The 11683-nt window shown below is 65.7% G+C and carries 11 protein-coding genes; 3 read left to right on the forward strand and 8 right to left on the reverse strand.

Going from position 1 to position 11683, the window contains the following annotated elements; translation table 11 throughout:
- Positions 1-181: 181 nt before the first annotated feature.
- The 4 genes from ENJ37_10350 to nrdR all read right to left on the reverse strand — a co-directional run bounded on the left by ENJ37_10350 (position 182) and on the right by nrdR (position 3854).
- A complete protein-coding gene (locus ENJ37_10350; protein HHL40895.1) occupies positions 182-1456 on the reverse strand; it encodes a bifunctional 3,4-dihydroxy-2-butanone-4-phosphate synthase/GTP cyclohydrolase II in 1275 nt (424 codons plus the stop codon).
- 133 nt (positions 1457-1589) lie between these two features.
- Positions 1590-2243: a riboflavin synthase gene (locus tag ENJ37_10355; GenBank protein HHL40896.1), complete on the reverse strand. Its 654-nt coding sequence runs from the start codon at positions 2241-2243 to the stop codon at positions 1590-1592.
- A gap of 1 nt (position 2244) precedes the next feature.
- Positions 2245-3351 (reverse strand): bifunctional diaminohydroxyphosphoribosylaminopyrimidine deaminase/5-amino-6-(5-phosphoribosylamino)uracil reductase RibD, encoded by a 1107-nt coding sequence (ribD, locus tag ENJ37_10360; GenBank protein HHL40897.1) that lies wholly within the window; start codon positions 3349-3351, stop codon positions 2245-2247.
- A 29-nt stretch (positions 3352-3380) separates the two neighbouring features.
- Positions 3381-3854: a transcriptional repressor NrdR gene (gene nrdR, locus ENJ37_10365; protein HHL40898.1), complete on the reverse strand. Its 474-nt coding sequence runs from the start codon at positions 3852-3854 to the stop codon at positions 3381-3383.
- A 757-nt stretch (positions 3855-4611) separates the two neighbouring features.
- On the opposite strand from nrdR, the gene ENJ37_10370 reads away from it, so the two are divergent.
- Genes ENJ37_10370 through ENJ37_10380 form a run of 3 tightly spaced genes read left to right on the forward strand, consistent with a single transcriptional unit; the run spans position 4612 to position 6824 of the window.
- Positions 4612-5337: a DUF4388 domain-containing protein gene (locus ENJ37_10370; GenBank protein ID HHL40899.1), complete on the forward strand. Its 726-nt coding sequence runs from the start codon at positions 4612-4614 to the stop codon at positions 5335-5337.
- Positions 5338-5365: 28 nt separating this feature from the next.
- Positions 5366-6013 carry a hypothetical protein gene (locus ENJ37_10375; GenBank protein ID HHL40900.1) on the forward strand — a complete coding sequence of 216 codons (648 nt, stop codon included), beginning with the start codon at positions 5366-5368 and terminating at the stop codon, positions 6011-6013.
- 34 nt (positions 6014-6047) lie between these two features.
- A complete protein-coding gene (locus ENJ37_10380) occupies positions 6048-6824 on the forward strand; it encodes a HAMP domain-containing protein (protein HHL40901.1) in 777 nt (258 codons plus the stop codon).
- Between the two features lie 88 nt (positions 6825-6912).
- On the opposite strand, the gene ENJ37_10385 is transcribed toward ENJ37_10380, so the two are convergent.
- From ENJ37_10385 to ENJ37_10400, 4 genes are all read right to left on the reverse strand, one after another.
- Positions 6913-7245 (reverse strand): divalent-cation tolerance protein CutA, encoded by a 333-nt coding sequence (locus ENJ37_10385; protein ID HHL40902.1) that lies wholly within the window; start codon positions 7243-7245, stop codon positions 6913-6915.
- Positions 7246-7328: 83 nt separating this feature from the next.
- Positions 7329-8606, reverse strand: coding sequence for an amidohydrolase (locus ENJ37_10390; protein ID HHL40903.1), 1278 nt, complete (start codon positions 8604-8606; stop codon positions 7329-7331).
- A 229-nt stretch (positions 8607-8835) separates the two neighbouring features.
- Positions 8836-10371 (reverse strand): gamma-glutamyltransferase, encoded by a 1536-nt coding sequence (gene ggt / locus ENJ37_10395; GenBank protein ID HHL40904.1) that lies wholly within the window; start codon positions 10369-10371, stop codon positions 8836-8838.
- 6 nt (positions 10372-10377) lie between these two features.
- Entirely contained in the window at positions 10378-11502 is a 1125-nt protein-coding gene (locus ENJ37_10400; GenBank protein HHL40905.1) for a YbdK family carboxylate-amine ligase, read from the reverse strand.
- Positions 11503-11683: the final 181 nt, after the last annotated feature.

Raw genomic sequence — 11683 nt, forward strand, 5'->3', positions numbered from 1 at the left:
AAACTTTTAACGCCCTGCGGGTCACCCCGATTTTGCAAGCAAAATCGGGGTGACCCGCAGGGAATTAAAAGTCTTTGAAGGGGGTCTGGGGGAAACTTTCTACAGAAAGTTTCCCCCAGGGTAATCAACCCCGCCTGGCGCGACCCGATCCACCCATCGGGGGCCGCCGACCCAAGTTCCCTCAACCCTCACTTTCCTCGGGCTTCTCTTCTCTCCCGCCCTCGGCCGGGCCGTGGGTGCCGTCGGCGAGGCTCACCTTGGTGAGCATGTGTCCCATCTTCTCCTTCTTGACCTTCAGGTACTGGACGTTGCGGCGATGGGGCACCGCCTCTATGGGCACCCGCTCCACTATCTCGAGACCGTAACCCTCCAGGCCCACGATCTTCTTGGGGTTGTTCGTCAGGATGCGCATCTTCTTCACGCCCAGGTCGAGCAGTATCTGCGCCCCCAGGCCGTAGTCGCGGAGGTCGGCCTTGAAGCCGAGCCTTTCGTTGGCCTCCACCGTGTCCAGTCCCCGGTCCTGGAGGTCGTAGGCCCGGAGCTTGTTGACGAGTCCGATGCCGCGCCCTTCCTGGTGCATATAGAGGAGCACGCCGGCGCCTTCCTTATCTATCATCTTCATGGCGTTCTTGAGCTGCTCGCCGCAGTCGCACCGCTGCGAGCCGAATACGTCGCCCGTGAGACACTCCGAGTGCACCCGCACGAGCACCGGCTTTTCCGGGTCTATCTCCCCCTTCACCAGCGCCAGGTGCTCGTGGAAGTCCACGTCGTTCTCGTAGGCGACGGCCCTGAACTCGCCGCCGTAACGGGTGGGCACCCTCGCCTCGGCCGCCCGGCGCACGAGCCTGTCCTTCTTGAGCCGGTACTCTATGATGTCGGCGATGGTCACGATCCTGAGATCGTGCTCTCTTGCGAAGACCTCCAGGTCCGGCATACGAGCCATGGAGCCGTCGTCCCGCATGATCTCGCAGATAACGCCAGCCGGCTTCAGTCCCGCAAGGCGCGCAAGGTCGACCGACCCCTCGGTCTGTCCCGTCCTGACGAGCACCCCGCCGTTTCTCGCCCGCAGCGGAAAGATGTGACCGGGCCGCACCAGGTCCTCGGGTCTCGCGCCGTCACGCACCGCCGCCTGTATGGTCACCGCCCGGTCTCCGGCCGATATGCCGGTGGTGACGCCGTACTTGGCGTCTATAGACACGGTGAACGCCGTCCTGTAGAGCGAGGTGTTGTCGTCCACCATGTGGGGCAGGCACAGCTCGTCGGCCTTCTCTTCCGTGAGCGTAAGACAGATGAGCCCCCTTGCAAAGCGGGCCATGAAGTTTATGTCCTCGGCCGTCACCAGCTCGGCCGCCATGCAGAGGTCCCCCTCGTTCTCACGGTCCTCGTCGTCGACGAGTATGACCATGCGTCCCTTCTTTATATCCTCCAGCGCTTCCTCTATCCTCTTCACCGCCATCTTCTCACCTCCGGCCCTTCGGCGGCCGGCCCATTCCGCGACTTCCCGGGGTCGGCCCCCGGCGTCGCGCCGCGGCCGAGCTTCCTTTCACCGCCGGGACAGTCGAGCGGCCGCGGCGCGACGGCCCCGGCGCTCACTTGAGAAAACCGTGCTCACCGAGAAACGCCTCGGTGATGACTTCCCTCTTCTTTGTGTCACCGGCGCCCTTGAGCAGACGCTCCACGTACTTTCCGATTATATCGGTCTCCACGTTGACGCCGTCTCCCTCGCCCTTGAAGCGGAGGTTCGTCAGCCTGAGCGTATGGGGGATGACGGCCGTGGTGAACCCCTCGTCCGTGAGGGAGGCCACCGTGAGGCTTATGCCGTCCACCGCCACCGAGCCCTTGGTGACGAGTTGTCCCATGAGCGCAGCCGGCAGGGAGAACTCGAAATCCACGTACCCCTCCCTCGCCGTCCTGCGCCGTATGACGCCGCGACCGTCGACGTGGCCGGTGACGAGATGTCCGCCCAGGGGTTTCGAGAGCGTAAGCGCCCGCTCGAGGTTGACCCTCTCGCCCGGGACGACTCTCCCCAGCCCCGTGAGTCTGAGCGTCTCCTCCGACATGTCGGCCGAGAAGGTCCCGCCCCTCTTTTCAACCACCGTAAGGCACGCGCCGTTTACGGCGATACTGTCGCCGATGGAGACCTCGCCGAGCGGCAGGCCCGTTTCAACGGTTATTCTACCAAAAGAGCCTCTTTTTTCAACAGATATTACCCTGCCGAGGTCCTCGATTATGCCGGTGAACATCTCACCCTCCGACCGGGCCGCCGGGCACGGCGGCCCCCTCGAAAAGTCCCTCGACGAGCACGTCCCCGCCCACGCGCCTCGCCGTGAGCTCCCGCAGTCTCGGCGCCTCTCCGAGGGCGGTGACGGCGAGTGGGCCGAAGGCGGCGAGCCCTTCGCCGCCTATGAGCATGGGCGCGAAGAAGAGCACGAGCCTGTCCGCGAGGCCGGAGCGGACGAGGGAGGCGGCGAGCGTGGAGCCCCCCTCGACGAGAACGCTCGTCACGTCGCGGCGTCCGAGTTCGGCGAGCACGGCGTTCAGGTCTACGAGCCCGCCGGCCCCGGCCCCCGCCTCGACTACCTCCACGCCGCGCCCGGCAAGGGCCGCGGCCTTCCCTCCACCGGCCCCGGCGACGGTGAAGACCGTCACCGGGGCCGAGGGGGAGGCCGAACGCACGAGCCTGCTTTCAAGCCCCAGCGACAGCCCCTCGTCTACGATTACGCGCAGCGGCGCACGCCCCTTCACGTGCCTTACGGTGAGCTCGGGGTCGTCCTTGAGGACCGTGCCGGCCCCCACCATGACGGCGTCGGAACGGGCGCGCATCCTGTGCACGAGCCGCCTCGCGGCCGTCCCCGTTATCCACCGCGACTCCCCCGCCGACGTGGCCGTCCTGCCGTCGAGCGAGCAGGCGAGCTTGAGCGTTACGAAGGGAAGACCGGTGGTGATGTGCTTGTTGTAGGCCTCGTTGAGCCGCAGGCATTCGGCTTCCCTCACGCCCGTCACCACCTCTACGCCGGCGCGGCGGAGCTCCGCCGCTCCCGCGCCGTTTACGCGGGGGTTGGGATCGAGCGTGCCCACGAATACACGCCTCACACCGGCCTCGATGAGCGCCGCCGCGCACGGCGGGGTCCTGCCGTGGTGGCGGCACGGCTCGAGGGTGACGTACACGTCCGAGCCCCGGGCAAGAGGGCCCGCGGCCCTGAGGGCCGCCGCCTCGGCGTGCTCGCTGCCGGCGCGCCTGTGCCAGCCGCAGCCCACGACCCGACCGTCGCTGACGATTACGCAGCCCACCGCCGGGTTGGGACTCGTGGCGCCCAGCCCCCTGCGGGCAAGCCGCAGGGCCTCCCCCATGTAACGCTCGTGAGGGTTCAAACGGGCCGTCAACTCCCTCCGCCCCTGTTCCCGCCGTCGAGAAGGTCCTTTAGCTCGCGCATGAACTCGTTTATGTCCCGGAACTCCCGGTAGACCGAGGCGAAACGCACGTAGGCCACCTCGTCAAGCCCGCGCAGCTCCTCCATGACCGCCTCGCCTATGGCCGCGCTCGAGACCTCGCGTTCGCCGCTCCCGACAAAGCGCATCTCCACCCGGTCGATGGCCTCCTCTACGGCGTCCATGGCCACGGGGCGCTTCTCGCACGCCTTCCTAAGCCCCTTCAGTATCTTGGTCCTGTCGAAGAGCTCCCTTGTCCCGTCCTTCTTTATCACGTGGGGCAGCAGCTCCTCGACACGCTCATAGGTGGTGAACCTCTTCGAGCACCGCAGACACTCGCGCCTGCGCCTCGTGGCGTCGCCGTCCTGCGAGAGCCTCGAATCTATGACCTTGTCCTCTATGTGGCCGCAGAAAGGGCACTTCATGGAGAGTAATGATACTGGATTGCGGTAAAAAAGACAAGAAATCTTTGACCCTTGCGGCCGCGCCGCCCCGACTGGCGCAAAGGGCCGGAAGGAAAGACGGCGAGGGGGCGCGGGAAGCAAACGCCCCCTCCGTCCCGGCGCCACGGCGCCGGTCCCCACTTCAAATACCCTGGGGGAAACTTTCTGTAGAAAGTTTCCCCCAGACCCCCTTCAAAGACTTTTGATTCCCTGCGGATCACCACGATTTTGCAAGCAAAATCGTGGTGATCCGCAGGGCGTTTAAAGTTTTTGGAGGGAGTCTGAGGGAACCTTTTTACAAAAAGGTTCCCTCAGGGTAATCAATCAGAGTTTCCTTAGGTATTACCAAAGTCTTTGAAGGGGGCGTCCTGCCCGCGGCGGCTGCCTCATGGGGGCTGTGCCGGGGGTTCGGGCCGCAAAGGCGTAAAAAATCCCGCCTGGCGCGGGCCGAACCCCCGGTACAGCCGAAGAACCCAATAACATACGATGGGGCAGCGGGAAGCGCGGGCCTGTGGCCCTTCTACAGAAAGTTTCCCCCAAAGCAACAAAATATAACTAACATACCTCTTTGGACAATAAAAAGAGGTAATACAGCGGGATTGTGATTTTTATCCTCAAGTATTTTCGATGGCGTCCGTAATATATACTGAACAAAGCGGGACAGTGCGAGGATGCACGCCACCACGGCGGCGGAGATGGGCCGCAGCGAAGGTTACGAGGGAGGTCGGAGGAGAGCGTCATGAGCAAACTTCAGGGAACGGTCGAGGCCGTCGGCATAACCGAGCTGCTCAGGATACCGATAACATCGAGGAGGACGGGCGAGTTGCTGGTGGCCACTCAGGAGAACGAAGGGCGGCTCATATACGACTCGGGCAGGCTTGTGAGCGCCACCATGGACGCACTGAGCGGCAGCGAGGCGCTCAGCGAGATACTGAGGTGGGACGAAGGGGTCTTCGAGTTCCGCGAGGGTGTCCGCCCCGGCGGCGGGGAGCGCGACCCGCGGCTCAACAACATCCTCATCGACGAGCTGAAGAAGTGGTACGCCAGCAGGATTACGGCCCGTGAAGCCGGCTCTGCGGCGCCCGATGTGAACGCCGCCGTCCATGACAACATCGTGCCGCTCAACGGCCGCCCCCGCCAGGTCCCGGCGGAAGAGACCTCCGCTGCCGCGCCTCCTTGCGGCGAGACACTCGGCGCGGCGAGACTCGACAGGCGGGGCAACGCCATCACAAAGCGCGGCGACTTCACGCAGCGCGACGGCGCAATGGCCGCCATAGCACACCAATACCTTTCGCCACTCTCCGAAGAGCTCGGCCTCGGTCCGGTCCGCACGATTACGATCGAAGGCTCCACCGGCCGGTCGCTTGGGGTGGCCTTCGAAGGCGAAGAGCTTCTGGCCGTCACCGCCCGGCAGGGCGCGGACATGGAGGAACAGGTGGAAAGACTCAGGCAGGGCTCGGGCTGAACGAGCAACCGCCGGGGAGGAGGGGCTGATGAAGAACGCCGAACAGATCGTAAACGAGCTGAAGTCCATCGACGGCTGCCTCGGCGCCGTCCTGACACGGGGCTCCGAGTGCATGGTCTCATGTCTGCCCTCGGTGGTGGACAGGGGAAGGCTCGGCCGCGTGGCGGCGACGATACACAAGCTCTCGCTCACGGCCGCCAAGGCCGGCTACCCGGAGAGCGATGTCTGCGTCCGCTACGCGAACGCGGCGCTCTTCATCTTCCCCCTGGGCGCCGGGGGTTACGTTGCGCTCCTGTGCCGCCCCGACGTCTCGGGCGCGGCCGTAAAGATCTTCGCCGGCGTGGCCGTGGACGAGCTTCGACACCTGCAAAGCGATGCGCAAGGCCTCGACGCCGGGCCCACCGGAGACCTGGACGCCTTCTGCCGCAACCACGCCGGCCGGCTCGACGCCCTCAGAAAGATATTCGTCTCCCATGTCGGCCCCATAGGCAAAAGGCTCTTCGACAAGCACCTCAGGCAGTGGGCCGCCGAGGAGGGCGCCGACTGGGCGAGGATCGAAAGATTCAGGAGCGCCATCGCCGCCGAGATAGAGGACAGCGACGGCCGCTACGAACTGGTCAGCAGCAAGTACTGGGGGAGCGGAAAGGGCAACGCACCGACCCGCAGCACGCGCTGAAGGAGGCATTCAACAACGAACGCAGAGGTGAACGATGAGCATCAAATCGCAGATACTGTTTTCCGTCGGAACACTCGTGGCCCTCATAGTGGCGGTCGGCAGCGGCATGATCTACGTGACCTCGACCCTTAGCGCCGCCAGTCTCCACACCGACCTGTCGGGCCGCCAGCGCGCCCTCTCCCAGCGCACCGCCAAGGAGGCGCTCATATACGCAGCCGAGCCGACAAAGGAGAACGCCGGAAAGCTGAAGACCACGCTTACGGTCTTCACCAAGTCCATAGAGGGGATGCTCAACGGCGGCTCCGTCCCCATGAGCGCCGACAACAGCAACTACAAGTTCATACCGAGGGTGGCCGACGCCGAGGCCCTCGGCCACGGACAGCGCGAACTCGAACTCTGGAAACCCATTCGCGCCGCCGCACAGCGGCTCATCGCCTCGAAGGGCAAGGACAGGGACGCCCTGCGCTACGTGGTGGACCACAACATGGAGCTCTTCGCCGCGGCCAATGACATGACCAACCGCCTCGCCGACGCCACCGCCGAGAACGCCCGCTTCATGCTCGTCGTCGAGGTGCTCATACTGGCGCTCAGCCTCACCGCCGGAGTGGTGGCGCTGCTGGTCGGCAGGCGGGTGTCGTCGGCCATCGTCGATCTCACCGACCATGCCGACATCATAAGCCGCGGCGAGATAAACAAGCCCGTTCCCACCGACGGTCCCGGCGAGGTCGCCGTTCTCGGAAAATCGCTGGACCGCATGCGCATAAGCCTCAAGAAATCGATGGAGATGCTCAGCCGGGCGGACATCGCCTGACCCGGCGCCGCCCCATCACCCGACCGAGAGAAAGGGACGGCCCGCGCGGGCCGTCCCTTTTCACGCCCCGCGCTTCCCGCGGACCCGCCTACGCCAGTCCGGTCCGCGAGGTGCACTCGTCGATCCACCTCAGGTAATCGCCGTTCCCCGAGGCTATCTCCAGGGCCACCACCTCTGGCACCTCGTAACCGTGCAGCTCCCTTATCCTCGCCGTAAGCTCCTCAACGAGCCCGCCCCTGGTCTTCATGACGCAGAGCACCTCGGCCTCGTCGCATATCTCTCCCTTCCACCTGTAGATCGACCTCACACCGGAGACGATATTGCAGCAGGCGGCAAGCCCCTCGTCGACGACGGCCTTTGCGATGGCCGCCGCCTCGTCAACGCCGGAGGCGGTGGTCATGACCACAAAATATCCTTCCATCTGTCGAAAACCTCCTCCAAGAGTGGATGCCCCCGGCCGCAGGCGCGGCGGGCGCCCCGCAAGAGGCCGTCACAGCCGGCGGCTCACCTTTCGGCACGGGCCGGCCCCGCGCCGTGAGGCCGCCGCTCCAGGTAGGACGCCGCTATCCAGCTCATGATCTTCGCCCCTATGGCTATGGCGTCCTCGTCGACGTCGAAGGTCGAGCTGTGGAGCGGCGATGTTATGCCCCTTTCGCTGTTGCCCGTACCAAGCCTGAAGAGCACGCCCGGCACCCGTTCGGCGAAGAGCGAGAAGTCCTCGGCGCCCATCATGGGGTCTGCCATGCGCCTGACTCCGCCCACGCCCAGCACGTCGGCCGCGCAGCGGGCCACCAGAGAGTCGAGCCGCTCGTCGTTTCGCACCGAGGGATTGCCCTTTATGATCTCCATGTCGTAGCCCGCCCCCATGCACGTGGTGACGCCTTCGAGCACCTCCTCGATGAAACGGGGCACCTGCTCGCGCAGGGAACCGTCCAGCGTCCTGATGGTGCCCTCCATCACCACCTTGTCGGCGATTATGTTTTCGGCCCTGCCTCCGTAGATGGTGCCTATGGATATGACGGCCGGGCGCAGCGGGTTTGTGCGCCTGCTCACTATGTGATGGATGGCGTTTATCACCTGTGAAGCGACGAGCACGGCGTCGACCGTCTGGTGGGGACGCGAGGCGTGGCCGCTGCGCCCCTTGACGGTTATCCTGACCCTGTCGGCCGAGGCGGTCATGATGCCCGGCCTGTGTCCGATGGTGCCGACCTCCATCTCCGGGAAGCAATGGAGCGCGACGATGGCCGCCACCTCCGGGTCCTCGAGCGCCCCGTCCTCTATCATGGCGCCGGCCCCTCCGAAACTGCGCTCCTCGGAGGGCTGGAAGAGGAACTTGACGTTTCCCCGCAGATGGGCGCGCACCGAGGCGAGCACCTCGGCAGCCCCCATGAGCACCGCCGTGTGCACGTCGTGGCCGCAGGCGTGCATAACGCCGGGCACGCTGGAGGCGTACTCCACGTCCTTGCAGTCGTCTACGGGCAGCGCGTCCATGTCGGCCCTGAGCGCAACCGTCGGGGCGCCGTCTTCGGCCGCGCCGCCGCGCAGAAGACCCACCACGCCGTAACCTCCCACGCCGCGCCTCACCTCTATGTCGGCCGCCTCGAGCACGCCGGCCACAAAGGCGCTCGTATCTTTCTCCTGGCCCGAGAGCTCGGGGCGGCTGTGTATCTCGCGCCTGAACTTCACCAGACGCCCCGCTATGGCGTCGACCCTCTCTTTTATGAGCGGCAACAACGGAGCCGACACGCCCGACTCGCCGCCCGCCTTCTCCACGATCTTCATGCAACGACCTCCGAAACTCACAAAGACATCGGGAAACTCCGATTAATTACCCTGAGGGGACCTCTTTGTAAAAGGGTCACAGACCCGCGGTCCCCTGGAGGTTCGGGCCGCGCCAGGCGGGACTTTTTACGCCTTTGCGGCCCGAACCTCCAGGGGACCGCCAAGCATCCGAACAAATCAGAGCTTCCCTTACACGAACCCGCCTGAAGAGGCCCGGCTTCCCCGGCCGTCACCGGCATACTCCACCCCGTCTCGGGTCTCCGGCGCCCCTGGCCTCCCCCCTTTCGTCGACGGAGACGGCGTTGACGCCGCCGAAGAAGAGGTCTCTTCCCTCCCATCTCCTGAGGGGGACGCCGAGTTCCTCGAGCTCGCGGAGCACGCCGGCCTCGATGCCCCCTTCCACGTGGAGAAGGCCGTCCTCGAGGTGGACCCGCGGGGCGCCGACGGCCCGGTCCACGGCGAGGCCGTGGTCGATCATGTTCACGAGCACGCTCACGATGGCGCTCCTTATGCGCCGCGACCCGGCGCTGCCGAGCACTATGCGGCGTCTTCCGTCGCCGACGGCCACGGTGGGGGCCATCATCGACGAGAGCCGGACGCCGGGGCCCTGTCGATGGAAACCGAGGGGGTTTACGTCGTGCTCGCCGAGCATGTTGTTGAGCATTATGCCCGTGGCCGGCACCATGTAGCCGCACCCCTCGCCGTTGGATGTCGTAATGCTCACGGCGTTGCCGAGGCCGTCGACGACGCTTATGTGGGTCGTGCCGCCGACGACCGACGACCCGGCGAGCGCCGCGGCAACGGCGGCGGCCATGGCGGCCGCCTCGGAGTCCGCCCCGGGAAGTGAGCCGTCGTAGAGGGAGGCGAAGAAGCCGCCCTCGCCCCTGCGGCGCTCGACCATGCGCATCGTCTCGTAGCGCAGCCTCAGGGCCTCGACACCGCAGGGGGCGAGCCTTGCCACCCCGAAACGCTCCAGTATCTTGAGCGCGAGGGCCACGAGGCATCCGCCCGACGACGGCGGCGGATTGGTATGGACCGTCCAGTCCCGGTAGGAGAAGACGAGGGGACGGCGCACCTCCACGCGGTAGTCCGAGAGGTCTTCGGCCGTGATGAGTCCCCGGCGGCCGAAGCTGTCGAGGATGCGGCCGGCGAACTCGCCGCCGTAAAAGGCGTCGAGCCCTCCGGCGGCGAGACGTTCGAGGGTGTCGGCCAGCGCCGGATTGCGCAGTATCTCGCCTTCGCCGAGCAGCCTGCCCCCTGGGGCGAAGACGGCCCGCGCCTCGTCGCTTGCCGTGAGCATGGGCGCCAGTATCTCGTGGAAGCGCGCCTGGCCCGCCGTAAGCCTTACGCCCTCCCTGGCGTAACGCACCGCCGGGGCCGCGAGGTCCGCAAGCTCCATCGTGCAGCGCCGCTCGTGCACGACGGCCAGCCCCTTGAGAACTCCGGGCACCGCCGCGGCGCCGCGGCCTATGTAGAAGGACTGGACGGCGCCGCTGAAGCTCACGTCGGCCCTGAAGAACTCCGCCTCGTCCGTGCGTGAGCGTCCCCTGCCCGGCACATCGGGAAAGAAGTCGTAGAGCTCCGCCTCCGACGGCGTCACGGAGAGAAGGAACCCCCCTCCGCCCGGGCTCGTCATGGCCGGCTCGGCCGCGAAGGAGGCAAGCGCCGCCGCAAGGGCGGCGTCGAAGGCATTGCCGCCCCTGTCGAGGACCTCGCGGCCCGCCATGGCCGTGAGCTCGTGTCCCGCCGCCACCAAGCCCTTCATACGCGCCTACTCGAGCTCGCCGCGCAACAGGTCTACAAGCTCCTCCACCACGGAGGCGAGCTCCCCGCTCTCGCGCCAGCGCGCAAGCTGCCGCATGGCCCCGCCCCCCGCGGCCACAGCGGCCCGCACCCTGTCGGCGTAGCCGAGCGTGCCGAGCTCATCCATCTCACGGCGAAGCATGTCGAGGAGACGGAGCACCGAGTCGCTCGCGCTGTCCGTGCCCACCCCCCCGGCGTCTATGAGCAGCGCGTCGAGGCCGTAGCGGCAGGCCCTCCACTTGTTCTCCCTGATTATGGCCGGATGCGTCCTTTCGCAGGGCACGCCGGCGTCGAAGTCGCGGGAGAACCGCACGACGAGGGCCTGGATGAGCGCCGCCACGGCGCAGATCTCGCCGAGCGTGCTCGGCACGTCGCACACCCTCGCCTCGATGGTGCCGAAGTCTGGATGGGGACGGACGTCCCACCATATGTCGCGGAAAGAGCGTATGGTGCCGGTCGCCTTGTACTTCTCGATGATATCGACGTAGTCGCGCCAGTCGTCGAAGTAGAAGGGAAGCCCCGCGATGGGGAGTGTTTCGAAGACCTTGGTCCTGTAGGACATGAGCCCCGTGAACTCCCCCTCCCAGAAGGGCGAGTTGGCCGAGAGGGCGAGCAGCTTGGGCAGATGCTCCACGAGCCTGTTCATCACGTATACGCACTTCTCGCCGCCGCCCACGCCGATGTGGACGTGGAGGCCGAAGATGTTGAAGCGGCGGGCCACGTACTGCAGATCGTCCAGGAGCCGGCGGTAACGGGGCTTGGCCGTCACCTGCTGATCGCGCCACGGAGAGAATGGATGGGTGCCCGCGCAGCACACGAGTGTCGAGCGGCGGGCCGCCTCGGCCACTACGGCGCCGAACTTCTCCCTCAGGTCGCGTTCAGCCTCGGCCACGTCGGCGCAGACCGATGTCACGACCTCGATGTTGCTCAGCATGAGCTCGTGCTTTATGGAGTCGCCGAAACGCGATGACCCCAGGGCGTCGATGATGGCGGTGGACGCCGGAACAAGCGACATGTCGGAGCCGTCCACAAGCTGCGCCTCGACCTCGATGCCGACGGTGAATTCCCTTGAAGTCTTGAAAATAACAGCCATGGGGCTCCTTCGCCGCCTTTACCTTTAATTACCCTGAGGGAACCTTTTTGTAAAAAGGTTCCCTCAGACTCCCTCCAAAAACTTTTAACGCGAGTTGGTTTCCCCCTGTTTTGCCAAGCAAAACAGGGGGAAACCAACTCGTATTAAAAGTCTTTGAAGGGGGTCTGGGGGAAACTTTCTA

This window comes from Deltaproteobacteria bacterium (genome assembly GCA_011375175.1).
GTDB lineage: Bacteria > Desulfobacterota > GWC2-55-46 > GWC2-55-46 > DRME01 > DRME01.

Excerpts from the sequence above, each read along its gene's own strand:
- ENJ37_10355 (HHL40896.1), bottom strand. The coding sequence starts at position 2,243 with ATGTTCACCGGCATAATCGAGGACCTCGGCAGGGTAATATCTGTTGAA.
- ENJ37_10350 (HHL40895.1), bottom strand. The coding sequence starts at position 1,456 with ATGGCGGTGAAGAGGATAGAGGAAGCGCTGGAGGATATAAAGAAGGGA.
- ggt (HHL40904.1), bottom strand. The coding sequence starts at position 10,371 with ATGAAGGGCTTGGTGGCGGCGGGACACGAGCTCACGGCCATGGCGGGC.
- ENJ37_10400 (HHL40905.1), bottom strand. The coding sequence starts at position 11,502 with ATGGCTGTTATTTTCAAGACTTCAAGGGAATTCACCGTCGGCATCGAG.
- ENJ37_10380 (HHL40901.1), top strand. The coding sequence starts at position 6,048 with ATGAGCATCAAATCGCAGATACTGTTTTCCGTCGGAACACTCGTGGCC.
- ENJ37_10385 (HHL40902.1), bottom strand. The coding sequence starts at position 7,245 with ATGGAAGGATATTTTGTGGTCATGACCACCGCCTCCGGCGTTGACGAG.
- ENJ37_10375 (HHL40900.1), top strand. The coding sequence starts at position 5,366 with ATGAAGAACGCCGAACAGATCGTAAACGAGCTGAAGTCCATCGACGGC.
- ribD (HHL40897.1), bottom strand. The coding sequence starts at position 3,351 with ATGGGGGAGGCCCTGCGGCTTGCCCGCAGGGGGCTGGGCGCCACGAGT.
- ENJ37_10370 (HHL40899.1), top strand. The coding sequence starts at position 4,612 with ATGAGCAAACTTCAGGGAACGGTCGAGGCCGTCGGCATAACCGAGCTG.
- ENJ37_10390 (HHL40903.1), bottom strand. The coding sequence starts at position 8,606 with ATGAAGATCGTGGAGAAGGCGGGCGGCGAGTCGGGCGTGTCGGCTCCG.
- nrdR (HHL40898.1), bottom strand. The coding sequence starts at position 3,854 with ATGAAGTGCCCTTTCTGCGGCCACATAGAGGACAAGGTCATAGATTCG.